Annotated in this window: 12 protein-coding genes and 1 pseudogene; 10 read left to right on the top strand and 3 right to left on the bottom strand. The window is 74.8% G+C overall.

Annotated elements, in window-relative coordinates; genetic code table 11:
* Positions 1-399: 399 nt before the first annotated feature.
* Positions 400-1,599 (bottom strand): peptidoglycan-binding protein, encoded by a 1,200-nt coding sequence (locus ACFV0O_RS24965; RefSeq protein WP_380345433.1) that lies wholly within the window; start codon positions 1,597-1,599, stop codon positions 400-402.
* Positions 1,600-1,954: 355 nt separating this feature from the next.
* Here ACFV0O_RS24965 and ACFV0O_RS24960 point away from each other — a divergent pair, with 355 nt between their 5' ends.
* From ACFV0O_RS24960 to ACFV0O_RS24940, 5 genes are all read left to right on the top strand, one after another.
* On the top strand, positions 1,955-3,301 hold the full coding sequence (locus tag ACFV0O_RS24960) for a DUF6271 family protein (protein ID WP_380345431.1): 1,347 nt from the start codon (positions 1,955-1,957) through the stop codon (positions 3,299-3,301).
* The gene (locus ACFV0O_RS24955) at positions 3,298-3,795 is read left to right on the top strand and encodes a GNAT family N-acetyltransferase (RefSeq protein ID WP_380345429.1); all 498 of its coding nucleotides are present in this window, start codon (positions 3,298-3,300) and stop codon (positions 3,793-3,795) included. Before ACFV0O_RS24960 ends, ACFV0O_RS24955 begins: the two co-directional genes overlap by 4 nt.
* 209 nt (positions 3,796-4,004) lie before the next feature.
* Complete coding sequence (locus ACFV0O_RS24950) at positions 4,005-5,018, top strand: zinc-dependent alcohol dehydrogenase (protein WP_380345427.1); 1,014 nt, start codon at positions 4,005-4,007, stop codon at positions 5,016-5,018.
* 175 nt (positions 5,019-5,193) lie between these two features.
* A complete protein-coding gene (locus ACFV0O_RS24945; RefSeq protein ID WP_380345425.1) occupies positions 5,194-6,579 on the top strand; it encodes a hypothetical protein in 1,386 nt (461 codons plus the stop codon).
* 384 nt (positions 6,580-6,963) lie between these two features.
* Positions 6,964-7,995, top strand: a complete 1,032-nt coding sequence (locus tag ACFV0O_RS24940; protein WP_380345424.1) for a hypothetical protein — start codon at positions 6,964-6,966, stop codon at positions 7,993-7,995.
* Positions 7,996-7,998: 3 nt separating this feature from the next.
* Here the strand turns inward: ACFV0O_RS24940 and ACFV0O_RS24935 are convergent, their stop codons facing one another.
* Together ACFV0O_RS24935 and ACFV0O_RS24930 are read right to left on the bottom strand one after the other, a co-directional pair.
* Positions 7,999-8,646 carry a response regulator gene (locus ACFV0O_RS24935; protein ID WP_380345422.1) on the bottom strand — a complete coding sequence of 216 codons (648 nt, stop codon included), beginning with the start codon at positions 8,644-8,646 and terminating at the stop codon, positions 7,999-8,001.
* Entirely contained in the window at positions 8,631-9,893 is a 1,263-nt protein-coding gene (locus ACFV0O_RS24930; RefSeq protein WP_380345420.1) for a sensor histidine kinase, read from the bottom strand. Before ACFV0O_RS24930 ends, ACFV0O_RS24935 begins: the two co-directional genes overlap by 16 nt.
* 315 nt (positions 9,894-10,208) lie before the next feature.
* On the opposite strand from ACFV0O_RS24930, the pseudogene ACFV0O_RS24925 reads away from it, so the two are divergent.
* From ACFV0O_RS24925 to ACFV0O_RS24905, 5 genes and pseudogenes are all read left to right on the top strand, one after another.
* Positions 10,209-11,807: pseudogene (locus ACFV0O_RS24925) on the top strand (AMP-binding protein); the annotation flags it as partial.
* Complete coding sequence (locus ACFV0O_RS24920) at positions 11,787-12,236, top strand: thioesterase family protein (protein WP_360258264.1); 450 nt, start codon at positions 11,787-11,789, stop codon at positions 12,234-12,236. The pseudogene ACFV0O_RS24925 and the gene ACFV0O_RS24920, both read left to right, overlap by 21 nt.
* Positions 12,233-14,626 carry an FAD-dependent monooxygenase gene (locus tag ACFV0O_RS24915; protein WP_380345418.1) on the top strand — a complete coding sequence of 798 codons (2,394 nt, stop codon included), beginning with the start codon at positions 12,233-12,235 and terminating at the stop codon, positions 14,624-14,626. Before ACFV0O_RS24920 ends, ACFV0O_RS24915 begins: the two co-directional genes overlap by 4 nt.
* A gap of 8 nt (positions 14,627-14,634) precedes the next feature.
* On the top strand, positions 14,635-15,606 hold the full coding sequence (locus ACFV0O_RS24910; RefSeq protein ID WP_380345416.1) for a carbon-nitrogen hydrolase family protein: 972 nt from the start codon (positions 14,635-14,637) through the stop codon (positions 15,604-15,606).
* Entirely contained in the window at positions 15,603-16,790 is a 1,188-nt protein-coding gene (locus ACFV0O_RS24905; RefSeq protein ID WP_380345414.1) for a cupin domain-containing protein, read from the top strand. The genes ACFV0O_RS24910 and ACFV0O_RS24905 overlap by 4 nt, the downstream gene beginning before the upstream one ends.
* The last annotated feature ends 14 nt before the right edge of the window (positions 16,791-16,804 follow it).

The following is a 16,804-nucleotide window of genomic DNA, read 5'->3' as shown; positions in this document are numbered from 1 at the left end:
ACCCCCAGCCCCCAACCGCCATAGAAGAGGGACTCGTGGGCTCGGATTTGTGTAAAAGCGCCAGGCGGCGGCCCGCCGGTCGCCGCCGGTCGCCGAGGGTCGTTTCGGGCGTCGCCACGGCTCCGACCGGTCCGGTGGACGGGCGCACGGGCACCTCCTTCGAGTCGGGGCCACGAGGACGGCCCCAGACTCCCCCGTCCGCCCGTCATCGGGCATCCGGCGACGGAAGTAACGTCGGCTACTCCCTGGCGAGTACGCGTGCTCGCCAGGGCGTGCCGACACACCTTCCCCGGGAGTACCCGGAAAGGGCCGCGGACCCGCGCGGCCGGTCGGCGCACCCGCGGACCCCGCATCCCGTACCCCGCACCCTGTACCCCGCACTCGGCGGACCCGCGCGGCTCAGTCCGTCACCGCGAACCCCCGCGCCGCGCCCAGCCGGTGCAGCGAGGCCTGCCCGGGGATGCCGTCCGCCGCGCCGGCCTGGTACCCGCAGCGCCGCTGCCAGGCCGCGTACGCGGCGACCGTGCGGCTGCCGAAGGAGCCGTCCACCCAGCGCTGTTCGAGCAGCCCCTCGTCCACCAGCGCCTGCTCCACGATCGCCACCTCGGACCCGTAGGTGCGGTGGCCCTGTTCGGCGCCGGGGTCGGTCCGCGCGGCGGAGACCACGTGGGAGACCGACACCGACCGCTGCCCGGGGAGGTAGCCGAGCAGCCGGTTCAGCGAGCCGGCGCCGGGGACGCCGTCCGCCGCCTGCCCGGAGTAGCCCAGACTCCCCTGGTAGTCGGCGTAGTTCTCGGTGTCCGCGTCCGTCCAGGTCGGCCCGGGGCCGGAGCGGTAGTGGTCGCCGAATCCGTGCGAGACGAGCGCCTGCCCGACCGCGGTCACCTGGTAGCCCTGGGCGCCGTAGCCGTAGGGCAGGCCGTTGATCGAGACCTGGTAGCGGGCGGGCGTGGTGTCCCCGGGGGGTGCCGGGTGCTGCTGCGAGGGCGGGGGGTCCTGGGTGCCGCCGCCGGCCGTGAGGTCGGGCCAGGAGCCGGGGTCGGTGTGGTCGTTGAACGGGACGTGGGCGTGCGCGTACCAGCCGCCGCGGGTCTCCCAGACGCTCTCGTCGCGGTGGCCGGAGAAGTCGACCGGCCGGCCCATCGGCCAGACGTCGGGGACGCCCCAGGAGGCGATCCAGGCGTGGATCCGGCCCCAGCCGGCGCAGGGGGTGTCGACCAGCCGCGGGTAGACCCGGCCCTGGTAGCGGCAGTACGGGAAGAACACCGCCTCGATCTGGATCACCACCCGGCCGGCCCGGTTGGTGCGGGTCGGGCTCTCGGCCGGGCTGAGCAGGCTCTTCGAGCGGGAGTCGGCCGGGAGGAGCTGCGCCGTCCGGCCGCTGAACGGGTCCCAGACCAGGTGTGGAGCGTCGCCGGCACCACTGCCGGTGAAGTAGCCCACCAGTTCCTCGTAGGTGCACCAGTCCTGCGGGGCGGCGGCGGTCGCGTTGCGGTCCCAGGTGATGTGGGCGATGGCCTTCGGCGGGTACTGCTGGTCGGTCGGTGCGTGGTCGCCGAGGTCGTGGACCTCGGCGCCGGGCAGCCACAGGTCGGGCATGGCGGTCTCCTCCGAACTGCTGAGGGCATCACCTCCGGTATCGGCAGGTCGGGGCCGCGGATTGACCCCGACGGCGCAATGCGCGGCATTGAACCGCCCGTACTCGCCCGGCCGTTCGACTCAGCGGGGGCCGTTCGCCCCCGCGTGCGATTCGGGCGCCCGTGCGGGTGCGGCCGATCGCACGGAAGGGGGCGTATTCCACCCCGCCGAGGCCCGGCTGTCAATCGTTGACATCACAAATGGTCTAGTCCAAGTTGGTCCGGCGGACCGGCGCCAGCCCGTGCCCGAGACCTCCCGTGCGCCCAACTGGCCGCCGTGGAAACGTATCTGACGATCCGATGGAGAAGCCCGCACCATGCAAAGAGTCTGCCTCGCCCTGCCCACCATGCGGTCCTGCCCCGACACCATCACGGAACTCGCGGAGGAGGCGGCCCACGCCGTCGCGAACTTCGGGGTCGAGGTGCACCTCCTCGTCCTCGACACCACCGGCGCCGTCGCGTTCGCGGAGAACGCGGGCGCCGTGGCCGCACTGGAGCCCACGCCCGGCGTGGTCGTCCACCACCTCGGCGAGGCGCAGCAGCGGGAGTTCCTGCGCCGGGCGGCCGAGGGCTCCGGCGCCGCCGACCCCGAACTGCTGCTCGACCTGATGCTCCCGCGGGCCGTCGCGTACGGTTCGTGCGTCAACCGGCTCTTCCTGGGCGCGGCGGCCCTGGGCTGCACCTCCGTGCACCTGCGCAACGACGACGCCGACTTCCAGGTCGTCGACGGTCTGAAGGTCTTCCCGATCCACCACGAGCTGCTCTCGATCGGGCGGCCGGCCGGCGAGGCGGCGGCCGGCGTGTCCCGCTCCGAGCTCGACCCGGCCGACGCGGACAAGCCGGTGATGCTGGTCAGCGGCTCCTTCATCGGCGAACTCAACGTGGACATCAGCGAGATCCACGAGCTGGACCCGGCCGTCTACCGCGACGTGGTGCGCCTGTGGACCCCGCCGGTGTGGTCCGAGGAGGAGCGGGACGCGATGGTGGACGTGTCCTTCAAGGGCGCCGGCTCCGAGCCGTTCGGCACCGACGAGTCCGTCCTCGGCGTGCCCGACATCTGGGACGTCTACATGTGCAACATCGCCCTGGACCACCGGGCCTACGAGGTGCTTCCGCTGCTGCCCTCGATCGAGACCATCGGCAGCGACTACGCCCTGCTGCACGCCCTGGTCCACTCCCGGCTGCCCGGCGTCACCCACAACCGCCACATCGTCAACTACTACACGCCCGAGCGCCGCACCGGCGCCGGATTCGTCGCCTACCAGCTGCGGTTCGTCAAGTTCCTGCTCTCGATGCTGTACCTGTACCCGGTCTACGGTGGGATGATCGACCTCGGCCGCGGGATGCTGGACGAGCGGCACGGGGTGAAGGCGGAGCCGATCCTCGACCTGGTGCGGGGCAGCGTCGACTGGGACCGGGCCGGGAACGAGCACTGCCTGGACGTCCTGGACCGCTCCTACCGCAAGCTGGGCGGCAAGTACGCCGAGCTCGCCGACGTGGTGGCCGGGCAGCGGCAGCAGCTCCTGGACGAGGCGCAGCAGGACGCCGAGCGCTGGGCGGTGCTGGTGGACGCCTGGGCCGCGCTGGTGGCCGCCGCCCGCGCGGAGGGGCTCGGCGCCGCACCGGAGGGACCCGACGCCGCCCCGGAGGGACCGTCCCGGTGAGCGGGGACCTCCGGATCCGGCGGCTGGCCGACGGGGACTGGGACGCCGTGGTCGCGCTGGAACACGACGCCTACGCGGCCGACGGCCTGTCCGAGGGCCGGGAGGCGCTGCAGTCCCGCGCGCTCGGCTCACCGGAGACCTGCTTCGTACTGGAACAGGGCGGCACGGTCCGCGGCTACCTGCTGAGCCTGCCGTACCCGCCGCTGCGCTGCCCCGACCTCACCCGGCCGGAGGAGACGCGGTACGAGTCGGACAACCTGCACGTGCACGACCTGGTGATCGCCGAGGACCTGCGCGGCCGGGAGGTCGCCCTGGGGTTCATGCGGCACTTCCGGGAGCGGGCGGAGGAACTGGGCTTCGAACGGATCTCGATGGTCGCGGTGCGCGGCGCCGAGATCCTGCTGAGGCTGATCGGCTACCGCGCGCACCGGGAGGTCGCGGTGCCGACCTGCTACGGGCGGCGGGCGGTCTACATGTCGATGCCGGTGCGCTGACCGGCGGCGGTCCACGGGCGGGCGGTCGGTCACTCCTTCGGCCCAGCCCGGACGGCGAGGGTCACCCCGTCGGGCGAGCCTGGTGGTGGCCGTGACCCGCGCGCGGCCACCACCGGCACCCGCCCGCCACCGGCACCGGCCCGCCCCGCCACCGCCACCGCCACCGCCACCGCCACCGGCACCGGCCCGGACGCCCGAGGGAGCAGCGTATGAAGGCCGCCGTCGTCCGCGATTTCACCGCGCCGCTGGTCATCGAGGACCGACCGGTGCCCGAGCCGGCCGCGCACCAGGTCCGGGTCCGGATCGAGGCCTCCGGCCTCTGCCACACCGACATCCACGCCGCCCGCGGCGACTGGCCGGTCAGGCCGGCCCCGCCGTTCGTCCCCGGGCACGAGGGCGTCGGCGTCGTGGAGGCGGCGGGCGAGCTGGTCCGGCACGTCCGGGTGGGCGAGCGGGTCGCCATCCCGTGGCTCGCCGACGCCTGCGGGCGGTGCGACCAGTGCGTGTCCGGCTGGGAGACGCTCTGCCCCCGGCAGCACAACAGCGGTTACTCGGTGGACGGCGCCTACGCCGAGCACGCGCTCGCGCACGGCGACTACGTCGTCCCCGTCCCTGAAGGCATCGACCCGCTGGACGCCGCGCCGCTGTCCTGCGCGGGCGTCACCACGTACAAGGCGCTCAAGGTCTCCGGCGCCGGACCGGGCACCCGGGTACTGGTCTCCGGCATCGGCGGGCTCGGCCATCTCGCGCTCCAGTACGCCCGGATCTGCGGCGCCGAGACCATCGCCGTCGACGTCACCGACGACAAGCTCGCCCTCGCCCGCGACCTCGGCGCCGACCACGTCCTCGACGCCCGCAGCCAGGACGTCGCGGCCGAGGTCCAGGCGCTCGGCGGCGCCCACGCGGCCGTCGCGCTCGCCGTCAGCAACGCCTCCTTCCAGGCCGCGTACGGCGCGCTGCGGCGCGGCGGCACGCTCGTCCTGGTGGCGCTCCCGGCCGGCGGGAAGCTCGAACTGCCGGTCTTCGACAGTGTGTTGAACGGCACCAGGGTGATCGGCTCGATCGTCGGCACCCGCGAGGACCTCGCCGAGGTGTTCCGCCTGCACGCCCTCGGCCGGACCCGGGTGATCCGGGAGACCCGGCGGCTGGAGGAGGTCAACGCCTGCTTCGACGAGGTGCTGGCCGGCCGGGTCTCCGCCCGGCTGGTCTTCGACCTGCGCTGACCGACCGCGCCGACGGATCGCGTCGCGGAGTGTGCCGACGGGATGTGCTGACGGGCGACCGCACCGGTCGGGAGGGCCGTGCCGGACGAGAGGGCCGCAGCGGACGAGAGGGCCGCGGCGAGCCCGCCGCGATATTCGGCGGCACCCGCGGCCGGACGCCGGGCACAATGCCCGGATGCCGTCGCTGCTGTACGCCGTCGCCCTCAACCCCGCGCTGCCGCCCGACCTCCTCCGACACCTGCTCCGCGCCGGCGACACCGACGAGGAACTGGCCCAGGCTCTCGCGGACCGGCCCGACCTCACACCGCAGCAGGTCCGGCGGCTGGCCGGACGCGATCAGGGCACCGCCGTCCGGCTCGCCTACGGAGGCCTGCTGCGTGCACCGGACGTCGACCCGGTCACCCGGCCCCTCGTCGCGCTCGCTCTGCTGGACGAGGGACGCGGCGACCCGGCCTGGGCCGGACAGCTGGCCCGGAACCCCGACCCGTACGTCCGGATGCGGCTCGGCTCCTGCCCCGGTCTGCCGGACGGGGCCGCCGACCTGCTCGCGGCCGACGCGGACACCGAAGTGCTGGGCGACCTCGGCCTCCACACCGACCGGGCGGACCTGCTGGTCCGGCTCGCCGGGAACCCCGATGCCGAGGTGCGGCGGTGGGTCGCGGCGAACGAGGCCGCACCGGCCGGCCTGCTGACGACGCTGCTGACGGACCCGGACGTCCGGGTCCGCCGCCAGGCGGCCGGCAACCCGACGACCCCCGGCGCGGCGGCCGCCCGGCACGTCGACGACCACCCGATGGTCCGGCAGCAGCTGTCCGAGCACCCCGGTCTGCCCGCCCACGTCTACCACCAGCTCGCCGAGGACCCCGCCCCCTGGGTCCGGGGCAACCTCGCCGAGAACCCCGGGGTCGACCCGACACTGATGCACCGGCTCGCCACCGACGACGGGTGCGACGTGCGGCGCAGGCTCGCGCACCACCCGGCGATCCCGCTCGACCTGCTCGAACGGCTCGCCGTCACCGTCCGGATCGGACCGGCCCTGCTCCCCCGGATCGCCGACGCCGACCCGGCCGAACTCGCCCGGCTCGCCCGCTCGCCGGAGCCCCGGGTCCGCATGCTCGTCGCCCGGCACCGCACCCTGCCCGCCCCCGTCCGGGACGCGCTCGCCGACGACCCGGACGCCGCGGTGGCGACGTCGGTCGCCCCGCACCCCGGCCTCGCGCCGACGCGGCTCGCCGCCCTGCTCGACCGGTTCGGCACCGTGCTCGCCACCGCCGTCGCCGCCAACCCGGACGCCCCGACGGCGCTGCTGGACCGCATCGCCACCACCGAGCCGGTCCCGGCCAAGGCCCTGCGCGCCATCGCGGCCCACCCCCACGCCGGGCCCGAGGCCCTCACCCGCTGCCTCGCTTCCCCGGACGAGCGCACCGCCGAAGCCGCCGCGGCCAACCCGGCGCTGCCGTCGGAGGTCATCGCGGCACTGGTACGGGGAACGTGGTCCGGCGGCACCGCGCGGCCGGCCGGGCCCGGAACGTCACCTCGGCAGGCCGGAGAAACCCTGTGACCTGCGGAATCGCCTCTGCCACGCTCCTGCGGCACGAGCACGTCGAGCGCCCTCCCGATCCTGCGGACGCCCTCCCGGCGAACGGCCCGCCAGGCAGCCCGGCACCTGCTCGACCTCGCCGTCCCCGTGGACTGCGGGGTGCAGGTCAGCGCCGGGGCACAGACCCGGACACCGGCCGAGGCAGTGCACGAGCGGCGGCCTTCCCCGAGGCCGTGTCCGGCTGCGTCGATCCTCACCTCACCGCTCCGCACCTCACCGCTCCGGGAGCGGTTGCAGTTGCGTCTCCGTTCCGTGTCGGCGGGCGTACGAAGTACCGGCCGGTCCGGGATCCTGGGGAGAACGACTGGTCCGGCAAGGGGAGTTGCCATGGGGGACGGCCGCGGGATGGTACCCGACGTCGTGGAGGCACTGCTGACCGGCGGGCCGCACCAGGCGGTGGCGGACGTGGTGCGGGCACGGCTGCGGATGGTGCCGGAGGGGACGCGGGCACTGGCCTCGGCCGAGACGGGCCCGGAGGACGTGCAGGCGCGGGCGCAGCTGACCGCCGCGGTCGCCCATCTGCTCGCCACCGACGAGGCGTTCGCGCAGTACCTGGCGACCACCGGGCTGGGGCGGTCCACCGATCCGTCGACCGTGCAGCTGCGGACCGGGCCGAGCACCGTCCAGCTGCGGACCGGTGCCGGGTCTCCGCCGACCGGCCCGACGACCGTCCAGCTGCGGGTAGGCCCCGCGGACGCCCGGGCCCGGGCCCTCGCCGCGCGCCGCAGCAGTGCCGGGATCGTGGTGGCCCTGGCGCTGGTCCTGATCGCCGCCCTGGTCGCCCTCGGCATTCACCTGGGCTCGCGCCCGCTGCTGAAGCCGGGCGGCCCCGGTCTGGCGCACGCCGCGCAGCCGCTGCGCGACCCGGCGCTGGTGCGGGGTGTGCTGCCCGACGCGCGGGCCATGCCGGCCGGGTGGGAGGTGCGGAGCGGGCCGGAGGCGGGCACGGGTTCGGGCGCCGACGTGCCGTGCCTGCTGCCGGATTCCTGCGATCAGCAACTCGCCTACGCCACGGTTCGGTTCGGTGCGGCGGACATCCGGACCGCGAACTTCACCGCGGTCGCCTTCGGCTCGCCCGAGACGGCCGCCCGGGCCTTCGGCGCCACGCTCGACCGCACCGCCGGCGAGGACTCGGGGGCGGTGGCCCTCCCCCGGATCGGCGACCAGAGTGCCGTCCGAACCCGCGGTTCGTCGACGGCGGTGGCGCTGGTCCGGGTCGGCGCCGTGCTGCTCCTGGTGCGCGACGACGGGCCGGGTGCCGCCGTCACCGCGCCCTGGCTGACGGTGTTCGCCGAGCTGCTCGCCGAGCGCGCCCGGCAGGCCCAGGACGGCCGCACCCCCGACGCGGCCGCCTCGACCGCGGCCGCAACCGGCTGACGGTCAGGGCTTGTCGAGGTACGCGAGGACCGCGAGGACCCGCCGGTTGCCGTTCTCGTCGTCGGTGAGCCCGAGCTTGCCGAACATCGAGGTGGTGTACTTGCTGATCGCGCTGTCGCTGAGGAACAGCCGCCGGGCGACGGCCTGGTTGGAGAGGCCCTCGGCCATCAGGGCGAGCACCTCCTGTTCGCGCTCGGTGAGCCGGTCGAGGCGCCGGTTCGACGGGGCGGAGGAGACCAGTGCGGCGATGACGGCCGGGTCCATGGCCGTCCCGCCCCGGGCGACCCGCTCCAGGGCGTCGACGAACTGCTCGCCGTCGAACACGCTCTCCTTGAGGAAGTAGCCGATGCCGCCGGCGCCGTCGGCCAGCAGCTCGCGGGCGTACAGCTGCTCGACGTGCTGGGAGAGGACCAGCACCGGTAGCCCCGGCACCTCGCGTCGGGCGGCGAGGGCCGCCCGCAGGCCCTCGTCCGACTGGGTCGGCGGCATGCGGACGTCGACGACGGCGACGTCCGGGCGGTGGGTCAGCAGGGCGTCGAGGGTCTCGGGGCCGGTGGCGGCGGTGGCCACCACCTGGTGCCCGTAGGCCTCCAGGAGGTGGACCAGTCCGTCCCGGAGCAGGTACAGGTCCTCGGCTACGACGATTCGCATGGCACCATCATCGTCGCCCGGGTCGGTCCGCCCTCGGGGCTGGTGATCTCCAGGGTGCCGTCGAACACCGCGAGTCGGCGCCGCAGCCCGGCCAGTCCGCCCGCACCGCCCGGCACCGCTCCGCCGCGACCGTCGTCCTCGACGTCGACGACGATGCCGGTCCCGCTGTGCGCGACGGCGATCCGCACGCTCGTCGCCCGGGCGTGCCTGGAGGCGTTGGTGAGCAGTTCGGCGATCCCGAAGTACAGGGCGGACTCGATCGGCGGTTCCGGCCGGAGGGGCCGGTCGGCGGCCACGGTCACGTCGAGCGGGCTGTTCAGGGCGAGGGCGCGGACGGCGTCGACCAGCCCGCGTTCGGTCAGCACCGGCGGGTTGATCCCCCGGACCAGGTCCCGCAGTTCGGCCAGCGAACTCGCGGCGCCGGACCGCGCGGCCCGCATCAGGGCCCTGGCCCGCGCCGGATCGGTCTCCATCAGCTTCTCGGCGGTAGCGAGGGAGAGCCCGAGCGCGACCAGGCCGGCCTGCGCCCCGTCGTGCAGGTCCCGCTCGATCCGGCGGATCTCGGCGGCCTGGGCGACCGTCACGTCCGCGCGCTGGGCGGTCAGTTCCTCCACCCGGTCGGCCAGCCGCATCGCGGCGGAGGGGCCGAGGAAACGGACCGCCACCGGTTCGACCAGCCGCCAGGCGTACGGGGCGGAGGCGACGGCCACGACCGCGGCCAGCGCCCCGGCGGCGTGCGCGAGGGGCTCCGGCCGGAGCAGCCCGAGGAGCGCACCGGCCGCGGCGGCCGGCGGGACGGCCGCGGCCAGGCCCGCCGTGAACGGCGCGATCCCGGTGAACCGCAGGTCGCGCCAGGTGGCCGGGTCGCCCCACCAGGTCCGCCACGCCTGGTCCATGACGGCGTCCCGGCGGCTGCGCTCGTAGGAGTGCCCGTTCCACCAGTACCCGGTGGACATCCGGGTGACCGGCCCGGGCTCCCGGTAACCGGCGGGCACGGCCGTGCCGGTCCACCGCTCGACCAGGTGGCGCACGGTCCGGCAGACCGGGCGGGCGAGGGCGAGCGTGCCGGTGCACACCAGGACGACCGGCAGCAGCCACGACCACGGGTTCGCCGGCCCCCACCGGATCCCCAGCGCGACGGCGGCGGCCCACACCGCCGGGACCAGCAGGGTGACGGCCGCGACCGCACAGGCCCGGACGAACCCCGCTCCGGCGCGTACGCCCCACGACACCGACTGTTCCGACATCCCCGCTCCTCGCCCCCGTGTTTCGACGTCTCCACTCTGCACCAGCCGGTGCCCGCCGGACCCGTGGTCGGCGCAGGAGTGTGGCCTGCCCCACCCCGGCGGAGGGCCTGCCCCACCCCGGCGGAGGGCCCGCCCCACCCCGGCGGAGGGCCCGCCCCACCCCGGCGGAGGGCCCGCCCCACCCCCGCGCGGGGGCGAGGGCCGCGCGCCGCCGGGGTCCGGCGGCGTCGCCCGAATGCATGTATCGCTCTCTTGACTGGCGTCACCGAAGCGCCATACTGGCCTCACTCCCGCTCGCACGACGAGGTGCCGCCCATGGAGCTCTCCCCCTCGGCGCACGTGGACACGTACTGCCGAGACCACCTCCCACCCTTCGATCAGTGGCCGGAACTCCTTTTCGAACTACCGGAGTTGGCCTACCCGGACCGCCTGAACTGCGCCGCCGCCCTGCTCGACGACACCATCGACCGCCTCGGTCCGGACCGCCGCTGCCTGCTCACGCCCACCGAGCAGTGGTCCTACGGCGAACTGCGCGACCACGCCGACCGGATCGCCCGCCTGCTGACCGAGGACCTCGGCCTCGCCACCGGCAACCGGGTGCTGCTGCGCGGCCCCAACACGCCCTGGCTGGCCGCCTGTTGGCTCGGCGTCCTGAAGGCCGGCGGGGTGGTCGTCACCACCATGCCGCTGCTGCGCGCCACCGAACTGACCCAGCTGGCCGACATCGCGAAGCCCGCCCTGGCCCTGTGCGACCACCGCTACCTGGCCGACCTCGACCGGGCACGAGCCCCCGGCCTGCGGATCGTCCCCTACGGCGGCGACGGCCCCGAGGACCTCACCGCCCGCTGCGCCGCCAAACCACCCGGCTTCACCGCCGTCCCGACCGCCGCCGACGACGTCGCGCTGATCGCCTTCACCTCGGGCACCACCGGGCGCCCCAAGGCCACCCTGCACTTCCACCGCGACGTGCTCGCCAACGCGGACACCTTCTCCCGCCACCTGCTCCACCCCACCCCCGACGACCTCTTCGCCGGCACCCCGCCGCTCGGCTTCACCTTCGGCCTCGGCGGCCTGCTGGTCTTCCCGCTGCGGGCCGGCGCCGCCAGCCTGCTGCTGGAGCAGGCCACGCCCGAGCAGCTGGCCGAACACGTCCGGCGGCACCGGGTGAGCGTGCTGTTCACCGCACCGACCGCCTACCGGGCGATCCTGGCCGCCGGACTGGCCGACCGGCTGGCCGGGGTGCGGCGCTGCGTCTCGGCCGGCGAACCGCTGCCCGCCGCCGTCTGGCAGGCCTTCCACGCCACCACCGGGCAGCGACTGATCGACGGCATCGGCGCCACCGAGCTGCTGCACGTCTTCATCTCCGCCGCCGACGAGTCCGTCCGCCCCGGCGCCACCGGCAAGCCCGTCCCCGGCTACCGCGCCGCGATACTGGACGCGCAGGGCCGCCCGGTGCCCGACGGCGAACCCGGGCTGCTCGCCGTCAAGGGCCCGACCGGCTGCCGCTACCTGGACGACGAACGCCAGTCGAGCTACGTCCGGGACGGCTGGAACCTCACCGGCGACACCTACGTCCGGGACCGGGACGGCTACTTCTGGTACCAGGCGCGCAACGACGACATGATCGTCTCGGCCGGCTACAACATCGCCGGGCCCGAGGTCGAGCAGGCGCTCGCCACGCACCCCGACGTGGCCGACTGCGCCGTGGTCGGCACGCCCGACGAACGGCGCGGCAGCGTGGTCACCGCGTACGTGGTGCTGCGCGCCGGCGCACCGGCCGGGCCGGACGCGGTGCGCGACCTCCAGGAGCACGTCAAGCGCACCATCGCCCCGTACAAGTACCCGCGGGTGGTGGAGTTCGTCACCGAGCTGCCGCGCACCGCGACCGGCAAGCTGCACCGCGCCGAACTGCGGCGGCGGGCCTCGCTCACCCCGGCCAGCGTCGCGATCGAGCGCCGGGTCGAGTGGTCCGACACCGACGCGGCCGGGCACTACCACTTCTCCGCCGTGCAGCGCTGGGCCGAGGCGGCGGAGGCGGCGCTGCTGCGCCGGCTCGGGCTGGCGGAGCTGTTCGGGCGCATCCCCCGGGTGCACTTCGAGGCCGACTACCGCGAACGGCTCTGGTTCGGGGACGTGGTCCGCACCGAGCTGCGGGTGGTCCGGGTCGGCGGCTCCTCGCTGCACTACGCCTTCGAGGTGCACGGCCCGCAGGGCCTGGCCGCGAGCGGCCGGATGTCGGTGGTGCACGCGGCACCGCACACCAAGGGCGCCGAGCCGTGGCCCGTCCGGGTGCGCCGGGCACTGACCGAGTCCGGACCGCAGCAGCCGGAGGTGGTCGCGTGACCGGCGCGGCCGGGGCCCGTCCGGCGGCGGGCCCCGGCACCCGGGCGCGCCGGATCGCGGTGATCGGCGCCGGCCCCGGCGGGCTCTACTTCGCCGCCCTGGCCAAGCGGGCGGCCCCGGAGCGGGAGATCACCGTCTTCGAACGGGACGGCCGGGAGGACGAGTCCGGCTTCGGCGTGGTCTTCTCCGACGAGACCCTGGACGGCATCGCCCAGGCCGACCCGCAGGTCTTCGCCGCGATCGGCGCCGAGTTCGCCCGCTGGAGCGACATCGACGTCCGTTACGCGGGCGGGGTGCGCACCAGCGGCGGGCACGGCTTCGCCGCCCTGGACCGCAACCGGCTGCGCGCCATCCTGCGCGAGCGCTGCGCCGAACTCGACGTGGACGTGCGCTACCGCACCACCGCCCCGCCCGTCGAACGGCTCGCCGCCGGGTACGACCTGGTGGTGGCCGCCGACGGCATCCGCTCCGGCACCCGGGCGACGTACCCGGAGGCCTTCCGCCCCGACGCGGACGAACGGCACTGCCGCTACATCTGGCTCGCCACCGACAAGGTCTTCGAGGCCTTCACCTTCATCGTCGAGCGGTTCGACTTCGGCACCCTGCAGGTGCACGCCTACCCGTACAGCGCCACCCGCTCGACCTTCATCGTGGAGATCGCCGAGGACGCCTGGCGCCGGGCCGGCTTCGAGGCCCTCGCCGCACGGGAGTTCGCCCGCGGCGAGAGCGACACGGAGAGCGTGCGGCGCTGCGCGGAGCTGCTCGCCGGCCACCTGGACGGCCACCGGCTGATCCCCAACGCCTCCCGCTGGATCCGCTTCACCACGGTGCGGAACGCGCGGTGGCACCACCGCAACGTGGTGCTGCTCGGCGACGCCGCGCACTCCGCGCACTTCTCGATCGGCTCGGGCACCAAACTGGCCCTGGAGGACGCCCTCGCCCTGGCCGCCGCACTGGGCGAACAGCCCTCCCTGGACGAGGCGTTGGTCGCGTACGAGGCCGAGCGGCGCCCGGTGGTGGAGTCCACCCAGCGCGCCGCGCAGGCCAGCCTGGAGTGGTTCGAGACCGTCGGGCGGCGCACCGGGCAGGACATCGACCGGTTCGCCTTCAACCTGCTCACCCGCAGCCGTCGGGTCACCTACGGCAACCTCCGGGCCCGCGACGCCGCCTTCGTGGACGCCGTGGACACCGCCTTCGGCGGCTCGCCCGGGGTGCCGCCGATGTTCCGGCCGCTGAAACTGGGCGCGCTGGAGCTGCGCAACCGCGTCGTGGTGCCGCCGCTGGCGACCTTCACCTCCTCCGACACGCTGCCCGGTGCCTTCGACCGGGCCCAGCTGACCGGACACGCGCTCGGCGGCGCCGGGCTGGTCCTCGCCGGGATGACCGCGGTCAGCGCCGAGGGCCGGGCCACCGACCGCTGCCCGGGCCTGTGGACCGACCGCCAGGAGGGCGCCTGGCGCGAACTCGTCCGCGCCGTCAAGGCCGTGAGCGACACCCCGCTCGGCATCCAGCTGACCCACGCCGGACGCCGGGGCGCCACCGCCGTCCCCGGACCGGACGGCATCGGGCGCCCGCTCGCCGGGGGCTGGCCGCTGCTGTCCGCCTCGGCGATCCCGTGGGACGCCGACAGTCCGGTGCCGCACGAGGCCAACGACTTCCAACTGGCAGCCGTCACGGCGGACTTCGCGGCGGCCGCCGAGCGCGCGGCGCGGGCCGGGTTCGACGTGCTGGAGCTGCAGTTCGGCCACGGGCACCTCGTCTCCTCGTTCCTCTCCCCGCTCACCAACCAGCGCACCGACCGCCACGGCGGCCCGCTCGCCCACCGGCTGCGGCTCCCGCTGGAGGTGCTGACCGCGGTGCGCGCCGCCTGGCCGGCCGGACAGCCGCTGCTGGTCCGGATCTCGGCGAGCGACTGGGCGCCCGGCGGCACCACCGAGGCCGAGGCGGTGGCGATCTGCCGCGCGCTGGCCGAGGCCGGGGCGGACGCGGTGGACGTCTCCACCGGCGAGGTGGTGGCGCACCAGCGTCCGCCGTACGGGCGCGGGTACCAGACACCCTTCGCCGAACTGGTCCGCTCCGCCACCGGGCTGCCGACCGTCGCGGTCGGCGCGATCTCCGGCCCCGACGACGCCAACTCCGTCCTGCTGGCCGGACGGGCCGACCTGGTCGCGGTCGGCCGGGCCCAGCTGCACGACCCGCTCTGGACCCTGCACGCCGCCGCCGACCAGGGCTACACCGGCCCGGGCGCCCGTTGGCCCGAGCCCTGGCTGGCGGGCAGCCGCAAGCCGCCCGGCCCCGGCGCCGACCGGGTCGCCCCGCGGCTGCAGCTGCTGCGCGAGCCGCCCGCCCCCGTCCACCGCCGCTGGCTGCCGACCCCGCCCGAGGAGTGACGAGCACCGTGCCCCACCTGCCCCGCTTCACCGCCGCCGCCGTCCAGGCCGCGCCCGTCTACCTGGACCCGGCCGCCACCGTCGACAAGGCCGTCGCGCTGATCCAGGAGGCGGCCGGTCACGGCGCCGAACTGGTGGTCTTCCCCGAGGTCTTCGTGCCCGGCTACCCGTACTGGAACTGGACGATGAACCCGGTGCAGGGCTCGCCCTGGTACGAGCGCCTGTACCGGGCCGCCGTGGACGTCCCCGGCCCGTACGTGGACACCCTGCGTGCCGCCGCCCGGCAGGCCGGCGTGGTGCTGGTGATCGGCGTCAACGAGCGCGGCCGGCACAGCCTCGGGGTGCTGTACAACACCCTGCTGATCATCGACTCGGACGGCGGACTGCTCGGCGTCCACCGCAAGTTGGTGCCGACCTGGGCCGAGAAGCTGACCTGGACCCAGGGCGACGGCAGCACCCTGAAGGTGCACCGCACCGCCGTCGGCCCGCTCGGCGCGCTCGCCTGCGGCGAGAACACCAACACCCTGGCCCGCTTCACCCTGCTCGCCCAGGGCGAACTCGTCCACGCCGCGAGCTACATCGCCCTGCCGGTGGCCCCCGAGGACTACGACATGGCGGAGGCCATCGCGCTGCGCGCCTCGGCCCACTGCTTCGAGGGCAAGCTGTTCACCGTGGTCTCCTGCTCCACGATCTCACCCGAGATCGTGGACCTGATCGCCGGCGACGACCAGCAGCTGCGCAAGCAACTCGCCCGCCCGCGCAGCGCGTTGTCCGGGATCTTCGGCCCGGACGGGCGGGCCGTCACCGAACCCCTGGTGGACGAGGAGGGCATCGTCTACGCCGAGATCGACCTCGGCCGCTGCATCCAGCCCAAGCAGATGCACGACATCGTCGGCCACTACAACCGCTTCGACGTGTTCCGGCTGCACGTGGACGACCGCCCGCTGCGGCCCCTGGTGTTCCCCGAGGAGGAGTCATGACCGGTCCCGACGGCCGCTCGAACCGCGCGGGCCTCCCACACCACGAGGCCCGCGACGAGGCCCGCGACAAGGACCACGACGACGACCGGATCGGCCGCGCAAGAGTCACCGAGAGCCCCGAACTCCTCGCCTACTACGAGGAGCTGGCCGAGCACTCGGCCGGCGCACTGTGGACGGTGGCGAACGAGATCGAGCCCTGGTACCCGCAGCCCAAGTCCGTCCCGGTGCTCTGGCGCTACGCGGACCTGCGCCCGCTGGTACGCAAGGCGCTGCCGCTGGTCAAGGCCGACGACGCCGGCCGCCGGGTGGTCATGCTGGTCAACCCCGGCCGCCGCGAACTCAGCGCCGCCGTCGGCCTGCTGTACACCGGCCTGCAGATCATGGGCCCCGGCGAGGCGATGACCGCGCACCGCCACCAGGCCTCCGCACTGCGCTTCGTCCACGAGGGCACCGGCGCCTGGACCATCGTGGACGGCCAGCGGCTCAAGGTCGGCCCGCGCGACTTCGCGATCACCCCCAACAACACCTGGCACGAGCACGGCAACGAGTCCGACGACGCCCCGGTGATCTGGCAGGACGGCCTGGACATCCCGCTGGTCAACACGCTCGACGCCAACTTCTACGAGGTCCACCCCGAGCTGTACCAGCGCCCCGGCCCGGTGGTGAACTCCTCGCTGCTCAGCTACGGCGGCAACCTGCTGCCGTACGGCGCCGAGAAGTGGACCCGGCCGTACTCGCCACTGTTCGGCTGGCCCTGGGAACCCAGCTACGAGGCGCTGTGCCGACTCGCCCGCGCGAGCGAGGGATCGCCGTACGACGGCGTCATCATGGAGTACACCAACCCGGTGACCGGCGGCCCGGTGATGCCGACGATGGCCGCCCACCTGCAGCTGCTGCGCCCGGGCCAGGCCACCCGTGCACACCGGCACACCGGCTCGGTGGTCTACACGGCGGCCAAGGGGCGCGGCGTCTCGGTGGTCGCCGGACAGCGCTTCGAGTGGCAGCAGGGCGACATCTTCGTCGTCCCGTCCTGGGCCTGGCACGAGCACGCGAACCTCGACCAGGGCGAGGACGCCTGCCTGTTCTCCTTCAACGACTTCCCGGTGACGCACTCGCTCGGCCTGTACCGCGAGGAGTCCTACCCGGACCACGACGGGCACCAGCCCACCACGACCACCGCCTGACCGGGAGACCCACC

The sequence above is a fragment of the Kitasatospora sp. NPDC059577 genome, assembly GCF_042735475.1.
Classification (GTDB): domain Bacteria; phylum Actinomycetota; class Actinomycetes; order Streptomycetales; family Streptomycetaceae; genus Kitasatospora.
Note: the sequence above shows the minus strand (reverse complement) of the source record. Positions and strands in the feature narration are given on the sequence as shown.

Coding starts and splice junctions, on each gene's coding strand:
- ACFV0O_RS24965 (WP_380345433.1), bottom strand. CDS start 1,599: ATGCCCGACCTGTGGCTGCCCGGCGCCGAGGTCCACGACCTCGGCGAC.
- ACFV0O_RS24960 (WP_380345431.1), top strand. CDS start 1,955: ATGCAAAGAGTCTGCCTCGCCCTGCCCACCATGCGGTCCTGCCCCGAC.
- ACFV0O_RS24950 (WP_380345427.1), top strand. CDS start 4,005: ATGAAGGCCGCCGTCGTCCGCGATTTCACCGCGCCGCTGGTCATCGAG.
- ACFV0O_RS24945 (WP_380345425.1), top strand. CDS start 5,194: ATGCCGTCGCTGCTGTACGCCGTCGCCCTCAACCCCGCGCTGCCGCCC.
- ACFV0O_RS24940 (WP_380345424.1), top strand. CDS start 6,964: ATGGTACCCGACGTCGTGGAGGCACTGCTGACCGGCGGGCCGCACCAG.
- ACFV0O_RS24935 (WP_380345422.1), bottom strand. CDS start 8,646: ATGCGAATCGTCGTAGCCGAGGACCTGTACCTGCTCCGGGACGGACTG.
- ACFV0O_RS24930 (WP_380345420.1), bottom strand. CDS start 9,893: ATGTCGGAACAGTCGGTGTCGTGGGGCGTACGCGCCGGAGCGGGGTTC.
- ACFV0O_RS24905 (WP_380345414.1), top strand. CDS start 15,603: ATGACCGGTCCCGACGGCCGCTCGAACCGCGCGGGCCTCCCACACCAC.